The organism is Nocardia sp. NPDC058518 (genome assembly GCF_042719655.1).
Classification (GTDB): domain Bacteria; phylum Actinomycetota; class Actinomycetes; order Mycobacteriales; family Mycobacteriaceae; genus Nocardia.
This window is the reverse complement of the sequence record NZ_JBHXNJ010000007.1, coordinates 133980-153682: the sequence shown is the minus strand read 5'-3', so window position 1 is coordinate 153682 and position 19703 is coordinate 133980. Positions and strand designations below refer to the sequence as shown.

20 protein-coding genes are annotated in these 19703 nt (G+C 67.6%); 17 read left to right on the top strand and 3 right to left on the bottom strand.

Going from position 1 to position 19703, the window contains the following annotated elements; translation table 11 throughout:
- The first annotated feature begins 72 nt into the window (after positions 1-72).
- The 4 genes from ACFWPX_RS15365 (at position 73) to ACFWPX_RS15350 (ending at position 2701) form a co-directional block, all read left to right on the top strand.
- Positions 73-1260: an anion permease gene (locus ACFWPX_RS15365; RefSeq protein WP_378916416.1), complete on the top strand. Its 1188-nt coding sequence runs from the start codon at positions 73-75 to the stop codon at positions 1258-1260.
- 12 nt (positions 1261-1272) lie between these two features.
- Positions 1273-1554, top strand: coding sequence for a hypothetical protein (locus ACFWPX_RS15360; RefSeq protein ID WP_378927904.1), 282 nt, complete (start codon positions 1273-1275; stop codon positions 1552-1554).
- An 11-nt stretch (positions 1555-1565) separates the two neighbouring features.
- Entirely contained in the window at positions 1566-1931 is a 366-nt protein-coding gene (locus tag ACFWPX_RS15355) for a DUF3349 domain-containing protein (RefSeq protein ID WP_378927903.1), read from the top strand.
- 143 nt (positions 1932-2074) lie between these two features.
- A complete protein-coding gene (locus ACFWPX_RS15350; RefSeq protein WP_378927902.1) occupies positions 2075-2701 on the top strand; it encodes a TetR/AcrR family transcriptional regulator in 627 nt (208 codons plus the stop codon).
- A gap of 62 nt (positions 2702-2763) precedes the next feature.
- Here ACFWPX_RS15350 and ACFWPX_RS15345 read toward each other — a convergent pair whose 3' ends face one another.
- Positions 2764-3780: an alpha/beta hydrolase gene (locus tag ACFWPX_RS15345; protein WP_378916406.1), complete on the bottom strand. Its 1017-nt coding sequence runs from the start codon at positions 3778-3780 to the stop codon at positions 2764-2766.
- Positions 3781-4026: 246 nt separating this feature from the next.
- Here ACFWPX_RS15345 and ACFWPX_RS15340 point away from each other — a divergent pair, with 246 nt between their 5' ends.
- The 4 genes from ACFWPX_RS15340 to ACFWPX_RS15325 are packed head-to-tail and all read left to right on the top strand — an operon-like array spanning position 4027 to position 7476.
- Positions 4027-4797: an ABC transporter ATP-binding protein gene (locus ACFWPX_RS15340; RefSeq protein WP_378916404.1), complete on the top strand. Its 771-nt coding sequence runs from the start codon at positions 4027-4029 to the stop codon at positions 4795-4797.
- The gene (locus ACFWPX_RS15335; RefSeq protein ID WP_378927901.1) at positions 4794-5555 is read left to right on the top strand and encodes an ABC transporter permease; all 762 of its coding nucleotides are present in this window, start codon (positions 4794-4796) and stop codon (positions 5553-5555) included. The genes ACFWPX_RS15340 and ACFWPX_RS15335 overlap by 4 nt, the downstream gene beginning before the upstream one ends.
- Complete coding sequence (locus ACFWPX_RS15330; RefSeq protein ID WP_378927900.1) at positions 5552-6352, top strand: ABC transporter permease; 801 nt, start codon at positions 5552-5554, stop codon at positions 6350-6352. The genes ACFWPX_RS15335 and ACFWPX_RS15330 overlap by 4 nt, the downstream gene beginning before the upstream one ends.
- A 59-nt stretch (positions 6353-6411) precedes the next feature.
- Positions 6412-7476 (top strand): ABC transporter substrate-binding protein, encoded by a 1065-nt coding sequence (locus tag ACFWPX_RS15325; RefSeq protein ID WP_378927899.1) that lies wholly within the window; start codon positions 6412-6414, stop codon positions 7474-7476.
- A 30-nt stretch (positions 7477-7506) separates the two neighbouring features.
- Here the strand turns inward: ACFWPX_RS15325 and ACFWPX_RS15320 are convergent, their stop codons facing one another.
- Together ACFWPX_RS15320 and ACFWPX_RS15315 are read right to left on the bottom strand one after the other, a co-directional pair.
- The gene (locus ACFWPX_RS15320; protein ID WP_378916393.1) at positions 7507-8526 is read right to left on the bottom strand and encodes an XdhC family protein; all 1020 of its coding nucleotides are present in this window, start codon (positions 8524-8526) and stop codon (positions 7507-7509) included.
- A gap of 15 nt (positions 8527-8541) precedes the next feature.
- Complete coding sequence (locus ACFWPX_RS15315; RefSeq protein WP_378927898.1) at positions 8542-9138, bottom strand: NTP transferase domain-containing protein; 597 nt, start codon at positions 9136-9138, stop codon at positions 8542-8544.
- Between the two features lie 126 nt (positions 9139-9264).
- Between ACFWPX_RS15315 and uraD the strand changes: the two genes are divergently transcribed.
- From uraD to puuE, 9 genes are all read left to right on the top strand, one after another.
- Complete coding sequence (uraD, locus tag ACFWPX_RS15310; protein ID WP_378927897.1) at positions 9265-9756, top strand: 2-oxo-4-hydroxy-4-carboxy-5-ureidoimidazoline decarboxylase; 492 nt, start codon at positions 9265-9267, stop codon at positions 9754-9756.
- On the top strand, positions 9753-10070 hold the full coding sequence (uraH, locus tag ACFWPX_RS15305; RefSeq protein WP_378916385.1) for a hydroxyisourate hydrolase: 318 nt from the start codon (positions 9753-9755) through the stop codon (positions 10068-10070). Before uraD ends, uraH begins: the two co-directional genes overlap by 4 nt.
- A 1-nt stretch (position 10071) precedes the next feature.
- A complete protein-coding gene (pucL, locus tag ACFWPX_RS15300) occupies positions 10072-10977 on the top strand; it encodes a factor-independent urate hydroxylase (RefSeq protein ID WP_378927896.1) in 906 nt (301 codons plus the stop codon).
- The gene (locus ACFWPX_RS15295; RefSeq protein WP_378927895.1) at positions 10974-12335 is read left to right on the top strand and encodes an 8-oxoguanine deaminase; all 1362 of its coding nucleotides are present in this window, start codon (positions 10974-10976) and stop codon (positions 12333-12335) included. The genes pucL and ACFWPX_RS15295 overlap by 4 nt, the downstream gene beginning before the upstream one ends.
- 234 nt (positions 12336-12569) lie before the next feature.
- Positions 12570-13433 carry an FAD binding domain-containing protein gene (locus ACFWPX_RS15290; RefSeq protein WP_378927997.1) on the top strand — a complete coding sequence of 288 codons (864 nt, stop codon included), beginning with the start codon at positions 12570-12572 and terminating at the stop codon, positions 13431-13433.
- A 22-nt stretch (positions 13434-13455) separates the two neighbouring features.
- A complete protein-coding gene (locus ACFWPX_RS15285) occupies positions 13456-16335 on the top strand; it encodes a molybdopterin-dependent oxidoreductase (RefSeq protein WP_378927894.1) in 2880 nt (959 codons plus the stop codon).
- Positions 16332-17555 carry a DUF6986 family protein gene (locus ACFWPX_RS15280; protein WP_378927893.1) on the top strand — a complete coding sequence of 408 codons (1224 nt, stop codon included), beginning with the start codon at positions 16332-16334 and terminating at the stop codon, positions 17553-17555. The genes ACFWPX_RS15285 and ACFWPX_RS15280 overlap by 4 nt, the downstream gene beginning before the upstream one ends.
- A gap of 155 nt (positions 17556-17710) precedes the next feature.
- Positions 17711-18688 (top strand): allantoicase, encoded by a 978-nt coding sequence (gene alc, locus ACFWPX_RS15275; protein ID WP_378927892.1) that lies wholly within the window; start codon positions 17711-17713, stop codon positions 18686-18688.
- Positions 18685-19599, top strand: coding sequence for an allantoinase PuuE (puuE, locus tag ACFWPX_RS15270; protein WP_378927891.1), 915 nt, complete (start codon positions 18685-18687; stop codon positions 19597-19599). Before alc ends, puuE begins: the two co-directional genes overlap by 4 nt.
- Positions 19600-19703 lie beyond the last annotated feature (104 nt).

The following is a 19703-nucleotide window of genomic DNA, read 5'->3' as shown; positions in this document are numbered from 1 at the left end:
CTCACCTGGTGTTCGGGCGACTTACCCGCAACAGTTTGGCAATCCGGCGGCGGCATACGACACACTGTTCGGGTGAGCGCCGAACTAATGGTCCTGTTGATCGTCATCGTCACAGCTCTCGCATTCGACTTCACCAATGGATTCCACGACACGGCCAATGCCATGGCGACCTCGATCGCCACCGGAGCGCTGAAGCCGAAGACCGCGGTCGCGCTCTCGGGAGTGCTGAATCTGATCGGTGCTTTTCTGTCGGTGTCGGTAGCGGCGACGGTGGCAAAGGGCATCGTGCAGTTGAACGAAGTGAGCGGACACGACCTGCTGGTCATCGTCTTCGCCGGCCTGGTCGGCGGCATCCTGTGGAACCTGTTCACCTGGCTGCTCGGCTTGCCGTCGAGTTCCTCGCACGCGCTGTTCGGCGGCTTGATCGGCTCGACGATCGCCGCGCTCGGCTGGAACGGGGTGATCTGGGCATCGGGTTCGGACGGAGTGCTGATCAAGATCGTGTTGCCCGCGCTGCTCGCGCCGGCGATCGCGGCCGTGGTCGCGGCCATCGGCACGTTCCTGGTGTATCGGATCACCCACGGCGTCGATCGGGGAAAGACCGACGAGGGCTTCCGCTGGGGGCAGATCGGCTCGGCCTCGCTGGTCTCGCTGGCGCACGGCACCAACGACGCGCAGAAGACGATGGGCGTCATCTTCCTCGCGCTGGTCGCCTACGGCTCGCTGGACAAAGACGACCACATGCCGCTGTGGGTGATGTCGGCCTGCGCGGTCGCGATCGCCCTCGGCACCTATCTCGGTGGCTGGCGGATCATCAGGACCCTCGGCAAGGGTCTGGTCGAGATCGAGTCGCCGCAGGGCCTGGCCGCGGAGTCGACCTCGGCGGCCATCATTCTCACCTCGGCGCACTTCGGCCTGCCGCTGTCGACCACACAGACCGCGACCGGCGCGATCCTCGGTACCGGCATCGGCAAGGGCGCCGAGGTGCGCTGGCGGGTGATGGGCCGGATGGCCGTCGCCTGGCTGCTCACCCTGCCGATGGCCGGCATCGTCGGCGCGATCTGCTGGGCGATCGCGCACCTCATCGGCGGTCTCGCCGGCGTCCTCGTGGTGTTCGGCCTGCTGATCGCGGGGTCGCTCGGGATCTACCTCCGGTCGCGCCGGGACCCGGTGGGCACCCACAATGTGAACGAATGGCCCGAGGGCCATCAGCCACCCGTCTCGGCACCGTCGCCGATCGACCAGAACCATGCCGGGTAGAGGGGAGCGATCGTGCACACCGTGATCACCAATCTGAGTTCACTGTGGGAAGTGGTGCTCGCCGCGCTGATCTTCGGCGCAGGCGTACCCGCGGTCTTCGCCTACGCCGTGCGGTGGTGGGCCAATGCCGAGACCGTCGACGCCGAGGGCCGGGTGCAGCGCAACTATCCGGCGCTGGCTGGTGCGCTGATCTGCCTGATCCTCATCGTCATCGTGGTGATCTCCGGAATCCTGTTCACCGCCAAGGCATTCATCGCCCACCAGTTCGGCATCCACCTGTTCGGCCAAGCATGAGTGAGGACGCCATGACCGATCCGAACCCCGCCCCGCCGAGCCCGCCGGTCCGCGGCAATCTGCTCTCGCGGGTGCTCGGCTGGTTGCGTGCCGGGTATCCGCAGGGCATTCCGCAGTCGGACTACGTCGCGTTGTTCGCAGTGCTGCACCGCCACCTCACCGACTACGAGGTGGTGGTGATCGGGGAGAAACTGGTGGAGGCGAATCCGAATCGGGAGTCGATCAGCGAGGCCGAAATCGAAGCGGCCATCGCCGATTTCGCGAAGGAGCAGCCAGCGCCCGCCGATGTCTCGCGCGTGGCTTCGCATCTGGCGGCCGGTGGCTGGCCGTTGGCCGAACCGCTCGACGACGGCGAACCAACTACCGAACAGAATTGATCGCCGAGCTTCGACAATTCCCGTGTGCCAGCGCAATTCACCGTGACAATGGCGAATCGCCTGGCTGCCGGGCGATCGCGCGCTAGCATGCATCCGTGGTTCGGCGTGCGGATGTAACCGATAGTGGTCGTAGTTACGGTGGATTGTCGCGCCAGCAGCGAGTCGCGCTACGCCGCAACAGGTTGACCGACGCGGCGCTGGAACTATTCGGCACCCAGGGATATTCGTCGACCTCGATCGAGCGGCTGTGCTCGACCGCGAATGTGTCGACCCGCAGTTTCTACGAAGACATCGGTAGCCGCGAGGCATTGTTGATCGCACTCGTCGACCGGTTGAACGCGGCCGCGCTGCGCCGCCTCGACGAGGCATTGGAAAGTACCAGTGAACAGCCGCTGGTGGTGCGCGTGGTGGAGAGTTTCCGCGCGTTCCTCGCGGTGACCTGCCGTGATCGCCGGGCGGCGCGGGTGTTCTACGTCGAGGTCGTCGGCGTGAGTCCGGTGGTGGAGGAATGGCGGCGCGCGCAGCGGCGGTCGATTTCGGCACTGCTCACCCGGGAAGCACAACGCGCCGCCGAGCGCGGCGAAGCGGAATCGCGCAGCCTGCACCTGTTCGGCCTCGCGGTAATCGGCGCGGTGAATTCGCTCGCCCAGGAGATGGTGCACGCCACCGTTCCCGGCGACGCGATCTCGGTCGACGAGATCTGCGAGGAGATCGCCTATTTCATCCGCTCCGGGCTCACGGTGCGCACCGCGGTCGCGCCGACGACGTAGCTGCCCACAACGCAAAAGCGGGAGGCATCCGAATCCGGATGCCTCCCGCTTTCAGTGGGAAATCAGATGCCCATGCCCTGAGCGAGCAGCGGCCACGACTCGTGCAGCGCCTGCTCCCAGTACGGCCAGTAGTGGGTGCCCATCGGGGTGAACTGGTATGTCGCCGGGATGTTCAGCGAGTCCAGCTTGGCCTTCAGGTTCTGCGTGCAAGCGTTGGTCGCCGCTTCGATGCCGATACCGAGACCGAGGTTGATCACGCCCATCGGGCCGGGGGACCCGTTGAGGTAGTAGGCGACGTCGGCGTTGGTCGGCATGCCGCTACCGCTGGAGATGTAGAGGTTGGTGCCGCGCAGCTTCTCGGCGTTGATGACCGGGTCGTTCTCGACCCACGCCGGATCGTTGTCCGGGCCGTACATGTTCGCGGTCTTGCCACCGGCCCAGGTCTCCACGGAGAACTTGACCGCCTGCTTGCCCATCGGGTCGGCGATCTGCGCGCAGCCACTGTAGGCGGCGACGGACTTGAACAGACCCGGGTTGGCCTCGGCCAGCTGCAGCACCGAGGTGCCGGAGGTGGACAGACCGGCCAGCGAGTTCAGGCCGGTCGAGTTCAGGGCGCCGTCGAGCAGCGGCGGAAGCTCCTGGGTGAAGAAGGTGCTCCACTTGTTCAGGCCCAGCTTCGGGTCTTCGGCTTTCCAGTCGGTGTAGTAGCTGCCGCGACCGCCGATCGGCTGGATCACATTGACCTGCTTGTCGGCCAGGAAGCTGAGCGCCTGGGTCTGCGCGGCCCAGCTGGCGGTGCCCTCACCGCCGTCGAGGCCGTTGAGCATGTAGAAGTTGGGGGCGGGCTTGGACTCGTCGACGGGACGCTGCACGTCGATCGTGATGTCCTTCTTCATCGCCGCCGAATACACCTTCAGGTGCCACACGCGTCCGTCTTTGACGATGGACGACACGGCTGAGGGCTTCTCGGGTGCGGCGGTGGCGGCGCCACCGGCGACAACGGCCACCGACAACGCGGCGGTCAGAGCCACGGCGGTGGTGCGCAGCGCGGCCACGGTACGTAGTGCAGAGAGCTTCATCGAACAGTCGGTTCCAGTCCACGGGCCCTGTCGGGCACGTCATCGCAGTGCTTCCCCCGGTCGCCGAGAGCATATGCGCTCAACGCCTGCAGGGCTGTCAGATCCTCCGACACTCTATGTCCTCTCACACGACAGAATCGTTACCGGTTCACTTTTATGGGTGACCTCGAGCACGGTTTACGGGGTCGCAATCTTGGCTCCGATTCGGAAATGCCGCCGCAACCAGCCGCTCTTATGGTGACGAGCATGGGTACGGGGATCGAGATCAGTGGGTTGAGCAAGACCTTCAAGGTAGGACGCGACACCGTCAACGCGCTGGAATCGGTGGATTTGCGGACTTCTCACGGTGCATTCCTGTCATTGCTCGGGCCGTCCGGCTGTGGCAAATCGACGGTGTTGCGGATTCTGGCCGGCCTCGACGAACCGAGTGCGGGCACCGCGCGCATCAACGGGCTCACGCCGGAACAATTGCGCGGCGGAGCGCAGCTCGGTATCGCGTTCCAGGATTCGGCGCTGCTGCCGTGGCGCAGTGTGGAGTCCAACATCCGGCTGCCGTTGCAGGTGGCCGGGCTGCCCGCCGAACCGGACCGGATCGCTGAACTGATCGCGCTCGTCGGCCTCGAAGGGTTCGAGAAGGCCAAGCCCGCGCAGTTGTCCGGCGGTATGCGCCAACGGGTTTCGATCGCGCGGGCACTGGTCGTACAGCCCTCGGTGTTGTTGCTCGACGAGCCGTTCGGCGCGCTCGACGATATGACCCGGCAGCGGTTGAACCTGGAACTGCTGCGTATCTGGACCGAGAAGCCCGCGACCACGTTGATGGTCACCCACGGGATCGGCGAGGCGGTGTTCCTCTCCGATGTGGTGGCGGTGATGAGTCCGCGACCGGGCCGGGTGCTGGAACTGGTCGAGATCGACCTGCCGCGCCCGCGCACCCCCGAGATGATGCGCACCCCGGAATTCCACAAGCTCTGTGACTACCTGTCCGAGCTGCTGTTCGGGCGGGGTGGGGTCGCGTGAGTGCGGGCGCGGGCCGGGTCGCCGGGGCGCTCGGCGTGGGGGTGCTGATCGCGCTGTGGTGGGCGCTGGCCGCCGCCGGAACCGCAGGCGGGACGATTCCTACGCCGTGGCGCGTCCTTTCCGCCATGTGGTCGGACGGGTGGGGGCTCTACGGGCCCAATTTCCAGGTCACCGCGATCGGGGCGGTGCAGGGCTTCCTGTGGGGGAACGTGCTGGCGATCGGGATCGCGGCGCTGATCATGCTGGTGCCGCGAATCGAACCGCTCGCCACCCAATTGGCCATCCTGAGCTACTGCACGCCACTGGTAGCGCTGGGCCCGATCATCCTGGTGGTGTTCGGCGGACGCACGCCCACGGTGTTCCTGGCCGCGATGTACTGCTTCTTCACCACCATGGTCGGCGCGGTGAGTGGCTTGCGTTCGGCCGATCCGGCGAGCCTGGATCTGGTGCGCGCCTACGGCGGTGGCCGCTGGCAACAGCTGTACCGGGTCCGATCCATCGCCGCACTACCGAATACGTTCGCCGCCTTGAAGATCGCCGCACCGTCGGCCGTGCTCGGCGCGATCATCGGCGAGTACCTCGGCGGCGTGGACAGCGGCATCGGTGTCGCGCTCACCGCGGCGCAGACCGCCTACAACGTGCCGCGCACCTGGGGCATGGCGATCGCCGCCGCCGCACTGGCCGGGCTCGGCTACCTGCTCGTCGCGGGCGCGGCCCGGCTGATCACGCCGTGGACGACTGTGGAGGAGGGGCGATGACCACCACCGTTGTGCGCCGGATCGGCCGTTTCCTGCTGCCGCTGGCGACTTCGCTGATCCTGCTGCTCGTCATCTGGACGCTGTTTCTTCGCCTGTTCCCGCAGATCGGGCCACGGGTGGGCAAGACACCGTCGGATGTCTGGGCCTACCTGGTGACCTCGGCGGGTGCGCCGGCGGCACGGCAGGCGATCTTCGACGACCTCGCGATCACCCTCGCCGACGCGGCATCGGGCTTCGCGGTCGGGATGGCGGGCGCGCTCGGCGTAGCCGCGCTGTTCGTGCTGTATTCGGCTGTGCGGCAGACGTTCATGCCGGTCGCGATGCTGTTGCGTTCGGTGCCGCTGGTCGCCCTGAGCCCGATCGTCGTGCTGATCTTCGGCCGAGGCACGGCGGGGGTCACCGTCCTGACGGCGATCGTCGTGTTCTTCCCCGCCCTGGTGATGATCATGACCGGCCTGCGTGAAGCACCAAGACAGGCAATGGAATTGGTGACCGCCTACGGCGGCTCGCGGTGGACGCGGCTGCGGATGGTCGCGGTGCCCGCCGCGCTGCCGTCGGTGTTCGCAGCGGCGCGGGTCTCGGTCCCCGGTGCGTTGATCGGTGCCCTGCTCGGTGAATGGCTCGGCAGTGGAACAGGATTGGGCGCTAGCCTGGTGCGGGCCATCCCGATGTTCCAGTACAACCGGTTGTGGGCGTCGATCGTGGTCGTCACGGTGGTGTCGGTGCTGCTGTACGCGATTGTCGGCGTGATCGAGAACCTGGTGCTCGCGCGCTTCGGTCCGAGTGCGGGAAAGTAGGAATAGCGGCGGAACGTGGCCGCAAAGAGAACGAAACGCGCCGAATCTACATTCTGCGTATGAACAGTATCGACCGTCGTTCCTTTCTTCGATTTTCGGCATTGACCGGCGCGGCGCTCGGCGGGGCCGGATTGCTCGCGGCCTGTGGCGGCGCTTCGGGTACTTCCTCGAACGGGTCGACCGACGACGGCTCGAAATTCGGCAAGGTCGCTATCCAGTTGTCGTGGATCAAGAACATCGAATTCGCGGGTGAGTACTTCGCCGATTCGAAGGGCTATTTCAAGGATGCGGGATTCGGTGCGGTAGATCTCGTCGCCGGTGGTGCGGCGTCGACTTCGGTGGAAGCGGGCCTGGATACCGGCAAGATCTGGCTCGGCCTTTCCGCGCCGCAGACCACCGCGCCCGCTGTGCTCGAAGGCCTGCCCGCCAAGATCGTCGGCGCGACCTATCAGAAGAACCCGTTCGCGATCGTCAGCTCGGCGGGTAAACCGATCAAATCGCCCGCGGATATGAAAGGCCGCAAGATCGGTGTGCAGGACACCAACCAGCTCATCTTCAGCGCTCTGCTGGCCGCAAACGGCATCAGCCCGGGCGAGGTGACCGTGGTGCCCGCGCAGTTCGATCCCACCCCGCTGGCCAACGGTGAGGTCGACGGCTGGGTGAGCTACGTGACCAACGAGCCGATCACTCTGGCCGCCAAGGGCTTCGCCAACGACCACTTCCTGTTCGCCGACTTCGGTCTGCCGCTGGTCGCCGAGACGCTCACCGTCACCCAGAACACCATCGACAACGAGCGCGACAAGCTCAAGGCCTTCCTGACCGCCCAGATCAAGGGCTGGAAGGACGCCGTCGCCAACCCGGCCGAGTCCGCGCGTCTGGCCGTGGAGGTCTACGGCAAGGACCTCAAACTCGACCTTGCCGAGCAGACCGAGGAAGCCATCGCGCAGAACGACCTGGTCGTCTCCGCCACGACCAAGACGGACGGCCTCTTCTCGATGCCCGACGCGCTGATCGAGCAGAACATCGCCGCCCTGCGCACCGCGAAGATCGACATCAAGGCCGACCAGCTCTTCGACCTGTCCGTACTCCGCGAGGTCTACGCCGAGAATCCTGGCTTGAAGTAGGCGCCGCAACCAGCGGCTCCAGCCGCAGATCTATATCGCCATGCCCACTGCGGCTGTCGAGAGGTAGTCGCGCTGGGCGGCCAGGCGCAGACCCGCGCGGGAGGCGAGGAAGTCGGCGGTGATGAAGACGGCGGTCTCGGCGGGGGTGCGCGGGCCCGATTCCAGGCCGGCGGGCACATGCACGCGGGACAGGGTGGGCTCGTCGAAGCCACCAGCGCGCAGGTCGTCGAGGCGACGGGCTTGGTCGGCGGGGGTGCCGAGCGCGGCTAGGTATCCGAGCTCGGGTAGTCGTAATGCGACCGTGAGCAGCGGGATCTCGAAGCGCGGCTCGTTGGCCAGCACGACGATGGCGGTGCTGCTGTCGATCTCGCCCGCGGCCGAGAGGGTGTTGAGGTAGCGGTGCGGCCAGTCGACGACCACTTCGGCGCCGGGGAACGAGGCCGGGTCGGCGAACTCGGGGCGCGAGTCGCAGATGCTCACCCGGTAGCCGATCATCCGCGCCTGCGCGACGAGGGTGGCCGCGTAGGCGTTGGCGCCGAAGATGATCAGGCGCGGCGGCGGGCAGTACGAGGCGACGAACAGATCCGACTCGGGCAGCGCGACGAGTTCGGTCGCGTGCTTGCGGTCGGTGACCAGATGCTGGCCGATGACATCGGGATCCTGATTCCAGACCACGGTGAACACGGTGACCCGGCGATGGGCTTGGATATCGGCGGCGATGGTGGGGAATTCGGGAAAATCGCGGCAGGAGAACGGCTCTACGAAGATATCGACGAGCGTGCCGTCGTCGGCGCTCGATTCCATACCGGTGAGCATGCTGTAGCGACGCAGTTGCCGGACGCCGGTGCGGCCCGCTTCCAATGCCGCCTCGTAGACGGTCTCTTCCAATCGGCCGGAGGCGATGGATCCGAAGACGCCACCGTTGGGGGTGACGAGCATCGAGGAGCCGATGGGCAGGGAATTGGTGCCGATGGTACGGACCACGGTGGCGAGGCCGCCCGTACGGCCCGAATGCCACACTCGCAGAAGGTCATCGACGATATCGCGCATATCTCACAACTCCGATCACCGTGCGCCGACTTCCGGGAAATCGCGATCGGTCCCTGTCGCCAAGTCGTCGCACGTGACGCACACCATATCCTGTCGACCGCCCAAATAGGAACCGGCCCCGGTATCGCCTGCGGCTACCTCTGAAATGGCTTCCCAGTGCTTGTTCTCTATCACAACGGGATGTCCAGGTGTGTCGTGAAACACAGCACGGGCAAGTCCGCTCTGGCTCGAGCGCGCAGCGGCGAGCACTCTGGCGACCACATCGGCCCCGATATCGGGGGTGTCGACGGGCAAGAACGCCACATAACGGGTGCCGGTTTCGCCGGCGGCGCGCAGACCCGCGCGCACTGTCGCGGAGAGTCCGGTCGCCCAGTCGGCGACCCACCGCCACTCGGTGCCGTCGGGCAGTCCGAGAGCGGCCGGATCGGGTCCGGTCGCGCCGAGCGTGACGATCACCGGATCGCAACCACCGTCGCGCAGGGCGGTGATCGCCGAGCGCAACCAGGCGCCGTTTTCGGCGAGTGCCTTGGGTTTGCCGTATCGCGTGCCCGCACCCGCCGCGAGGACGATGCCCGTGCACGACGAGTGCGCGGACGGGTCGACTGGGGGCATGTGAGCGAAGGTAATGACGCAATGTTGCCGGTCGATTACGGCAGGGGAGCGCAGCGACGACGACACGCCGACGTGATGGAGTGCACATCGGTGGCGGCATGGCGGGGATCGCGCGATGCTGGATCGATGACGAGCGAAGGGCTGAGCCTCGCGGGTTTCAACGATCTACCTGCGGCGACTGCCGAAGAGACATTGCTTGCCTGTTGCTCCGCACCACGCTGGGCACGGGCGATCGCGGCCGCGCGTCCCTACGCGACCACGGACTCGCTGCTGGCGGCGGCCGATGCGGAATTGACCGCCCTCGATGACGATGAGATCGACGAGGCACTGGCCGATCACCCGCGCATCGGCGACCACCCGACCTCGGCGGCGTCGGCGCGCGAACAGTCCGGTGTGGCGGGCGCGGACGTGCGCGCCGCGCTGGCCGAGGGCAATCGCGCCTACGAGGCGAAATTCGGCCATATCTACCTGGTCTGCGCGGCAGGCCGCAGCGGCGAGGAGTTGCTCGCGGTATTGCGGGCGCGGCTGGACAACGATTCGTCTACCGAAAGGCGGGTCATGCGAACAGAATTGGCGAAGATCAACCGTCTGCGCCTGGCGGGGCTGGTGGCGCCGTGACGAGCCTGAGTACTCACGTCCTCGATGCTGTGGGTGGGGTGCCCGCCGCGGGCGTCGCCGTGTGGCTCATGCGCGGCGACCAGCGGCTCACCGAAGCGCTCACCGATGCCGACGGTCGGGTGAAAGAGCTTGCGGCCGGGCTGAATCCAGGCGACTACCGGCTCTTCTTCGATACCGGCAGCTACTTCGCGGCGCAGGGTGTCGAGACCTTCTATCCGGAAGTCTGTGTCGCGTTCACGGTGGGTGAGCGGCCGCATCTGCATGTGCCGCTGCTGCTGTCGCCGTTCGCCTATTCCACCTACCGAGGGAGCTGAGATGGCACTGAGTGGTCCGATCGTGTTGACCGACAATCGATATGGCAAAGCCGAGAATCGGGTTGTGCGTTTCTACAAAGAGAACGCGCGCCACGAGATTCGCGACGTGAACGTCTCGACCGCGCTGCGCGGCGATTTCGAGGCGGCTTACACCGACGGTGACCAGCGTCACGTCCTGCCCACCGACACCCAGAAGCACATGGCGTTCGTCTACTCGAAGAAGCCCGGCCTCGACACCATCGAGGAGTACGCGATCGCGCTGGCGAAGCATTTCGTCGACACGGTCGAGCCGGTATCCAGTGCGCGCATCGACGTGGACTCCTATGGCTGGCAGCGGGTTTCGATCGGCGGTGCCGAGCACGATCACACCTGGGTGCGCCAGGGGCCCGAGGTGCGCACGGCCGCGGTGACGGTGGCGGGCAAGGGGGCGAAGCAGCAGACCTGGGTGATCGGGGGGATCAAGGACCTGGTGCTGCTCAAGTCGACCGGCTCGGAGTTCGCCGACTTCCTCACCGACGAGTACACCACCCTCGCGCCGACCCACGATCGCGTGCTGGCCAGTTCGCTGGTGGTCCAGTGGCGGTTCGCCGAAACCGGTGGCGTCGACTGGGACGGGGTATACGCGGGGATCCGCGCTACTCTGCTCGAGCTGTTCGCGACTACGTATTCCAAGGCGCTGCAACAGACGCTGTATGCGATGGGAACCGCTGCACTGCAACGTTTCCCGATACTGGCGGAGATCCGGTTGTCGGCACCGAACAAGCACCACTTCGACTACGACCTCGCGCAGTTCGAGATCGAGAACAAGGGTGAGGTGTTCTGGGCAGCCGACCGACCGTACGGCTCGATCCATGCCACCCTTGCGCGCGCGGACGCGCCCGATGCGGGCATCGCGTGGCAGGCGTGAGGGCGCCCGAGGTGCTGATCCACGGGTGTGCGGTGGTGACCGTCGACGCGGCGGGCACCGAGTATCGCCATGGCTGGGTCACCGTGCGTGGCAACAAGATCGATGCCGTCGGCGAGGGAGAGCCGCCGGAGTTCGGCCCTGAGGTCGCGCGGATCGACGGGCGTGGCTGCGTGCTCACCCCCGGCCTGGTCAACACCCACCACCACCTGTACCAGTGGATCACCCGTGGGCTGGCCGCCGACCACACGCTGTTCGAGTGGCTGACGAGGCTGTATCCGGTGTGGACGCGGATCGACGAGAAGTCGGTGCGGACGGCGGCCACCGGTGCGCTGGTCTCGCTGGCGCGCAGTGGGTGCACGACGTCGTCGGATCATCATTACGTGTTCCCGCGCGGTGGCGGCGATCTGCTCGCCGCGGAAATCGGGGCGGCGGCCGATGTGGGGCTGCGGTTCCACCCGGCGCGCGGGTCGATGGATCTCGGGCGGAGTCAAGGCGGGCTGCCGCCGGACGCTGTGGTGGAGTCGATCGACGACATCCTCGCCGCGAGCGCCGCGGCCATCGCGGACTGGCACGACCCGTCCTTCGACGCGATGGTGCGGATCGCGCTCGCCCCCTGCTCGCCCTTCTCGGTGACCGCCGACCTCATGCGCGAGTCCGCGGCGCTGGCCCGATCCGCCGGGGTCCGGCTGCACACTCACCTCGCCGAAACCTTCGATGAGCTGGACTTCTGCCAGCAGGGCTTCGGCTGCACGCCCGCTGAGTACATGGAACAGCTTGGCTGGCTCGGCGAGGACGTCTGGTACGCCCACGGCGTGCACCTCGACGACCCGGCGATCGCCGCGATGGCGCGCACCGGGACCGGGGTCGCGCATTGCCCGACGTCCAACGGTCGGCTGGGCGCCGGGATCGCGCGGACCGCCGAGCTGGTGGCGGCCGGTGTGCCCGTTGGCCTCGGGGTCGACGGTGCGGCCAGTAACGAGTCGAGTTCGATGATCGAGGAACCGCGCAACGCGCTGCTGTACGCGCGGGCGGTCGGCGGTCCGCGGGCGATGACGGTGCGGACCGCGCTGGAACTGGCGACCATGGGTGGCGCGCGGGTGCTCGGGCGGTCAGAGGAGATCGGATCCATCGAGCCGGGCAAACTGGCGGATCTGGCGCTGTGGCGGCTGGATACCCCCGCGCACGCGGGCATCGAGGACCCTGTTGTCGCGCTGGTGCTCGGGTCGGCGCCGCCGTTGGCCGCCTTGCTGGTGAACGGGCGCGAGGTTGTTCGCGACGATGTGGTGCTGACCGTGGACGAGGCATCGGTGGGTGCCGATGTCGCCCAGGCGCAGACGACCCTGTTGGCCGGCGGGTGAGCGTGCTCGGCCGGGATGGGCGCTGATGTCGGCCGCGCGCCGGTCGGTGCGCGGCCGCGAGGAGACGCCGCGGGCGGTACCCACCGGCGGCGTGCTGAACTGCGATTTCACTCGGATCGGCGCACACTGGATGACGTACACCGGGTTAACCGCGGCGCAATCTGGCGCGGGTTTCGTGCAACACCGTGGCAACTCCCGGCCCCTACTGTGGCCGGTGAGGTAAGCGAGGTGAACGTGGATCTGGATACCGTTTCCGAGGTTGTTCTCGCCCGCGAACGCGCCGATCTGGCGCAGGTCGGAGCGGGTACCGCGGTGCTGGCGGGCGGCACCTTCCTGTTCTCCGAACCGCACGATCACCTCGACCGGCTGGTCGACATCACCACCCTGGGCTGGGCACCGCTGAGGGCGTCCGCGCAGGGTCTGGAGATCGCCGCGACCTGCACGCTGGCGGAGTTCGCCGGTGCCCGTCCCGGCCGCGAACTCGGTACTCCGGTGTTGTGGCCCGAGTGGCCGGGCACCGCGCTGTTCGCCCAGTCCTGCCGGGCGCTGCTGGCCTCGCACAAGATCTGGCGCACCGCGACGGTCGGCGGGAATGTCTGTCTGTCACTGCCCGCCGGTGCGGTTCTCGGTGCGCTCGTCGCCTTGGACGCGACGGCGGCGATCTGGCCTCGTGGCGGTGGCGAGCGCCGAATCGCCCTGCGCGACTTCGTTACCGCGCCGGGCGAGAACCTGCTGGCGGAAGGTGCCGTCGTACGCTCTTTCCTGGTGCCCACCTCGAGCCTGTTGGCGCGCACCAGCTTTCGCAAGATCGCCCTGGCGCCACTCGGGCGTTCCGGGTCGGTCGTGATGGGCAGGCATCAGTCCGACGGCCGATGCGCGATCACCATCACCGCGGCGACCGTACGCCCGATCGTCCTCGACTTCGATTCCGTCCCTTCGCAATCCGACCTGACCGACGCGCTGGCCGACCTGGGCAACGACGTGTGGTTCGACGATCCACACGGTGCGCCGGACTGGCGCAGGCACGTGACCGGTCTACTCGCCGCCGAGGTCGCGGCTGAACTCAGGGGGCCAGCCTGCGCGGCCGAATCGTGCTGACGACGGAACAAGGAGGTGGTTCATGAGGCTCGATATCGACGGCCGCGCGGTCGAGGTGACCGCGCGCCCCGGCCAGTGCCTGCGCACGCTGCTGCGCGAACACGGCGAGCTGGCGGTCAAAAAGGGCTGCGACTCCGGCGATTGTGGCGCCTGCTCGGTGCTGCTCGACGGCGAACCCGTCCACTCCTGCCTGATCCCCGCCCACCGCGCCGCCGACCGCGCGGTGACGACCGCCGCGGGTCTCGGCGACGCGGACGGCCCGAACCCCGTGCAGCGCAGCTTCGTCCAGAACGCCGCGTTCCAATGCGGTTTCTGCACCGCCGGAATGGTGGTGACAGCGTCGGGTCTGGCCGCCGCCCGACCCGACACGGCTGTGGACAACTTTCCTGCTGAGGCAGTCACCGATGCCGAACGCGCCGAGCTGCTGAAGGGAAACCTCTGCCGCTGCACGGGCTATCGCGCCATCGCCGACGCCTTGGCAGCACCCTGTGCATCACTGTGCACAACTGCCGAGGAAGCCGCGCAGCAGGCGAGCGCGGAGTCGCTCGACGACGGAAATCCGCCTGACCCCTCCCTGGGTGTGCAGGCGCGGGTCGGTGGGGTGATGCGGCGGAAGTATCGGGCGGGGCAGATCGGGGATGGGGTGGGGGCGCCCGCGGGGGCGCGGATCGTGCGGGGTGGGGAGGCGTTCACGATGGATGTGGTGCCGGGGGCTGGGGACCAGATGCCGCCTGTGGCACCGTGGCATCTGGCGGTGCTGGTCAGTCCGCACGCGCACGCGCGGATCGTCTCCATCGATGTGGCCGCGGCGCGGGCTGTTCCGGGTGTGCACGCGGTGTTGACACATGTGGATGGACCGGAAACCGCGTTTTCCACGGCTCGCCACGAACTGCGCGAGGACGATCCGGACGACACCTTCGTGCTCGATCGAACGGTCCGGTTCGTGGGGCAGCGGGTGGCCGCGGTGGTGGGAGAGACCCTGCATGCCGCCCGCGCCGGAGTGCGAGCGCTTCAGGTGGAGTACGAGGTGCTGCCTGCGGTATTCGAACCCGAGGCGGCCTTGGCCGATGGCGCGCCGCTGCTGCACGCCGACAAGCCGGCCTCGGCACGGATCGCCGACGCCAAGCGCAATCTGATCGCCGAGATCCACGGCGGTGTCGGTGACTTCGATGCCGGAATAGAGCGGGCCGCGAAAGTGGTGAGCGGCGTGTGGAATTCACCGCGCGTGCAGCACGTGCACCTGGAGACCCACGGTGGCGTCGGCTGGCTCGATGACGCGGGCAGGCTCGTCGTCCGATCGAGCACACAGGTGCCGTTCCTGGTGCGCGACGAACTCTGCCACGTGTTCGGACTCGACCGGGATCGTGTGCGGGTGTTCGCGACTCGCGTGGGCGGCGGGTTCGGGGCGAAGCAGGAGATGCTGGCCGAGGACCTGATCGCGCTGGCCGTGCTGCGCACCCGGCATCCCGTGCAATACGAGTTCACCCGCACGGACGAATTCACCTCGGCCACTTGCCGTCACCCGATGCGCGTCGCGGTCACCGCCGCAGCCGACGCGGCGGGCATCCTGACCGCACTCTCGGTGGACGTGCTCACCGACTCGGGCGCCTACGGCAACCACAGCGGGGGTGTGATGTTCCACTCCGTCGGCGAATCGGTGGCGGTCTACCGCTGCCCGAACAAGCGGGTCGACGCACAAGCGGTGTACACCAACAACGTTCCCTCCGGTGCGTTCCGTGGCTACGGGCTCGGCCAGGTGATCTTCGGCGTCGAATCGGCGATCGATGAACTGGCGCGCGAACTCGGCATCGACCCCTTCGAATTCCGCCGCCGCAATGTGGTGATCCCGGGCGATCAGTTCACCGGCGCCGAAATCGACGAATCCGACCTGACTTTCGGCAGCTACGGCCTCGACCAATGCCTCGACACCGCCCAGCAGGCGCTGCGTCGCGGCAACGGTGTCGACGCACCGGGCCCGGAATGGCAGGTGGGTGAGGGGATGGCCGTGGCGATGATCGCGACCGTGCCCCCGCGCGGACACCATGCCGATGCCACGGTGAGCCTGCTCCCCGACGGACGCTACGAAATCGGCGTCGGAACAGCGGAATTCGGCAACGGGACCACCACCGTCCACGCCCAGCTCGCGGCGACGGCACTGGCCACCGCCGCCGAGCGGATCGTGATCCGCCAATCCGACACCGACGTCGTCGGCCACGACACCGGCGCGTTCGGCTCCACCGGCACCATGGTCGCCGGCAAAGCCTTGTACACGGCGGCGCTCGAACTGCACGCGATGCTGCTGGCCAGGGCGGCGAAGGTGAGCGGTCACCCCGAACGCGACTGCCTGCTCGAAGCGGGCGGGGTGCGCTGCGGCGACGAGCTGATCACCGCTGCCCAGCTGCTCGCCGACGGCGAGCTGATCGCCCACGGCACCCACGCGGGCACCCCACGCTCGGTGAGTTTCAATGTCCACGCGTTCCGGGTGGGGGTCCAGCCGTCGACCGGTGCGGTACGGATCCTGCAGTCGATCCAGGTCGCCGACGCGGGCACCGTACTCAATCCGGTGCAGCTGCGCGGGCAGGTGGAAGGCGGGGTCGCGCAAGCACTCGGCACCGCGCTCTACGAGGACATGCGATCGGAGAACGGTGTGGTGACCACCAGGACGCTGCGCCACTATCACATTCCGCAGTTCGCCGATCTGCCCCGCACGGAGGTCTATTTCGCCGAAACCAGTGACGAACTGGGCCCGCTGGGTGCCAAATCGATGAGTGAGTCCCCCTACAACCCGGTGGCCCCGGCCATGGCGAACGCGATCCGCGACGCCATCGGAGCCCGCCCGTACCGATTACCGATGACGGCCGACCGTGTGTGGCGCGCCATCCAGGAAGGAACCGCCGGGTGAATACTCGCCTGCCCGAACATATTCGAGCCCGTCTCGACGCTGTTCTCGACTCCGTCGACGCCGAACTGCGCGTGCGCTACCCCGGAGCCGGTGACCGGGTCCAGCCCGTGCACACCGCCTACGTTCCCGCCGACCGCGCCACCGCGGAAACCCCCGCCGAGTGGGGTGCTGCCGCCTTGGAGTTGCTGCATCGCCACGCCGACTTCCTCGTCGGCCTCGACGTCACCGGTTCACTGCCCGCCGTCCGCCGCCAGCTCACGGACCGGCCGGTGCAGGACATGCGCATCGACTTCGAAGACGGCTACGGGTTCCGTGCCGACGAGGAAGAGGACGCGGCCGCGAAGGCAGCGGGCGAGGCGCTGGCGGCCTGGGTCGAAAAGCCCGGCGCCCCGGTCTCCTTCGGTGTTCGCACGAAAGGGCTGGCCGCGAACGAACGTCGGCGCGCGCTGCGGACCCTCGAACTCGTCCTCGACGGAGCGGGTGGCGCGCTGCCCGGCTTCGTGTTCACGGTGCCGAAGATCCGTGCCGCGGAACAGGTATCGGCGATCGTCGACCTGTGCACCGGACTCGAGCGTGGCCACGGCCTGCCTGAGCGGTCGCTGCGTTTCGAATTACAGATCGAGAGCCCGCAGGCGATCATCGCCCCCGACGGCACCGCGCCCATCACCAAGATGATCCAGCTGGCAGACGGCCGGTGTAGCGCACTGCATTTCGGCACCTACGACTACACCGCCGCCTGCGGCATCGCGGCCACCGATCAGGCCCTCGACCACCCCGCCGCCGACTACGCCAAGTCCGTGATGCAGGTCGCCGCCGCGCAGACGGGGGTGTGGATCTGCGACGGCTCGACCCAGATCGTCCCCGACGTCGATCCAGAAGGCGCGATGGCCAATCATCACCGCCTGGTCGACCGGGCACTGCGCCGCGGCTACTACCAGGGCTGGGACATGCACCCCGGCCACCTGATCACCCGCTGGCTCGCCACCTACGACTTCTTCCGCAGCGCGTCCGAGGTGGCGGTGCCGCGCCTGATCGCCTATCTGGACCGGCGCGGAGGAGGCGTGATGGACGAGCCCGCCACCGCCGAGGCTTTGGCGAGCACCGTGTTGCGCGGCCTGCGTGCCGGTGCGTTCACCGATGCGGAACTTCTCGCCACAGCACCGGGTCTGACCAGCGATGTTCTGCTCGACCTCGTCGCGCGGCGGGTGCGCGCGACGTGAGATGCGAGGTGCTGACCCCGGCACGAATAGCGGTATACCAGTAATATCGGAGGAGGCGCTACACGGTGGAATGAGAGCGCTGTGTCGCGCATCCGGCGCACCATTTTCAGACGAGCACGGCTTCGGTCGTGGGCACCCGACCCCAGGAGGCACCCGTGAGCCGATTCACCGGCAGCGACGATTTCACCCTGCTACCGGATCTGGCCGTCCGCACCCTCGGCGGTTCGGTGATCTGGGCGAACGACGAATTCTTCGCGGAGAAGGAGAACCTCGTCAGCCCGGGTCCGTCGGAATACCAGCCGGCGACGTTCGGGCACAAGGGCCAGGTCTACGACGGCTGGGAGACTCGCAGGCATCGCGGCAAACCCGGTGACGATTCGGCGATTGTGCGCCTCGGTGTGCCCGGCGTGATCCGTGGCGTCGTGGTCGACACCGCCTGGTTCAAGGGCAACTATCCGCCCGAGGTGTCGCTGTCGGCGCTGGCGATCGAGGGCTACCCGCCCGCCGAGGAGATCGCCGCCCGCACCGACTGGGTGACCCTGCTCGACCGCGTGAAGGTCGGTGGCGACAGCCGCAATCCGTTCGCCGTCGACGACGAGAACCGGTGGACCCATGTGAAACTCACCATGCATCCCGATGGCGGCGTTGCCCGTCTGCGCGTGCACGGCGAAGGTCGCCCCGACACCGCGCTGCTCGGCCTCGGCCCGCTCGACCTCGCCGCACTGGAAAACGGCGCCATCGTGCTCGACTGCTCCAACCGCTTCTACAGCTCGCCGAACCAGATGCTCTACCCCGGCCTGGCCAGGGAAATGGGCGACGGCTGGGAGACCGCGCGTCGCCGCGACGACGGAAACGACTGGGTGCTAATCAAACTCGCCGGACCGGGGGCGATCCGGCTGGCCGAGATCGATACCTCCTGCTTCCTCGGCAACAGCCCCGGCGCGGCCTCACTCACCGGATTCACCAGCGACGGAACAGAAGTCGAGCTCCTGCCGCGCACCGACCTGCTGCCCGACACCCGCCACCGGTTCGCGCTGGAGCTCGCGGCCGCCTCGGTCGTGGAGGTGCGCCTCGATATCTATCCCGACGGCGGCCTCGCCCGGCTGCGCCTCTACGGGGAGCTCTCCGCGTGAGCGATATTCGCGATTTCGTCGGTTACGGACCGAATCCGCCCGACCCGCAGTGGCCCGACGACGCGCATATCGCCGTCCAGTTCGTGCTGAATTATGAAGAGGGCGGGGAGAACAACGTCCTCGACGGTTCGCCGCATTCGGAGACCTTCCTCTCCGAGATGACACCCGCCGATGCCTTTCCGAACCGGCACATGAGCATGGAATCGCTCTACGAATACGGTTCGCGCGCAGGGTTGTGGCGGGTGCTGCGCGCATTCGAACGGCGCGGCCTACCGCTCACCGTCTTCGCGGTGGCGCGGGCCATGCAGCGCAATCCCGAAGCGGTGGCGGCCTTTTCCGAGCTCGGCCACGAAATCGCCTGCCACGGACTGCAATGGAAGTCCTATCAGCTGATCGATCGCGATATCGAACGCGCCGACATGGCCGAAGCGATCCGCGTCCTCACCGAGCTCACCGGCGCGGCCCCCCTCGGCTGGTACACCGGCCGCGACTCCCCGAACACCCGCGAATTGGTGGTCGAACAGGGCGGTTTCGTCTACGACTCCGACTCCTATGCCGACGACCTCCCCTACTGGACCGAGGTGCGCGGCAGGCATCACCTGGTGGTTCCGTACACACTCGACACCAATGACATGCGCTTCTCTTCCCCGGCGGGCTTCGCCAACGGCGACGAGTTCTACGCCCACCTGCGCGACGCCTTCGACGTGCTCTACCGGGAAGGCGCGGAAGGCGCCCCGAAAATGCTGTCGGTAGGACTGCACTGCCGCATAGCGGGACGCCCCGCCCGCACCGCGGCCCTGGAACGCTTCCTCGACCACGTCCAATCCCACGACCGGGTGTGGACAACCCGCCGCATCGACATCGCCGAACATTGGCGCAAGGTGCACCCGGCAGGGCTCCTCGCCAATTGACCGCGAAACGTCGACCCCGCCGCCCCCCCGCGGCGGGGGGGGGCCGCGGCGGCCCCGATCCCGTGTTTCTTGCGGACCGGGGCCGGTCGCTTCAACCCTTCCTC

What these genes read in the sequence shown, in the direction of transcription:
- ACFWPX_RS15355 (WP_378927903.1), top strand. Translation starts at nt 1,566, where the DNA reads ATGACCGATCCGAACCCCGCCCCGCCGAGCCCGCCGGTCCGCGGCAAT.
- ACFWPX_RS15345 (WP_378916406.1), bottom strand. Translation starts at nt 3,780, where the DNA reads ATGAAGCTCTCTGCACTACGTACCGTGGCCGCGCTGCGCACCACCGCC.
- ACFWPX_RS15340 (WP_378916404.1), top strand. Translation starts at nt 4,027, where the DNA reads ATGGGTACGGGGATCGAGATCAGTGGGTTGAGCAAGACCTTCAAGGTA.
- ACFWPX_RS15330 (WP_378927900.1), top strand. Translation starts at nt 5,552, where the DNA reads ATGACCACCACCGTTGTGCGCCGGATCGGCCGTTTCCTGCTGCCGCTG.
- ACFWPX_RS15325 (WP_378927899.1), top strand. Translation starts at nt 6,412, where the DNA reads ATGAACAGTATCGACCGTCGTTCCTTTCTTCGATTTTCGGCATTGACC.
- ACFWPX_RS15320 (WP_378916393.1), bottom strand. Translation starts at nt 8,526, where the DNA reads ATGCGCGATATCGTCGATGACCTTCTGCGAGTGTGGCATTCGGGCCGT.
- ACFWPX_RS15315 (WP_378927898.1), bottom strand. Translation starts at nt 9,138, where the DNA reads ATGCCCCCAGTCGACCCGTCCGCGCACTCGTCGTGCACGGGCATCGTC.
- uraD (WP_378927897.1), top strand. Translation starts at nt 9,265, where the DNA reads ATGACGAGCGAAGGGCTGAGCCTCGCGGGTTTCAACGATCTACCTGCG.
- pucL (WP_378927896.1), top strand. Translation starts at nt 10,072, where the DNA reads ATGGCACTGAGTGGTCCGATCGTGTTGACCGACAATCGATATGGCAAA.
- ACFWPX_RS15285 (WP_378927894.1), top strand. Translation starts at nt 13,456, where the DNA reads ATGAGGCTCGATATCGACGGCCGCGCGGTCGAGGTGACCGCGCGCCCC.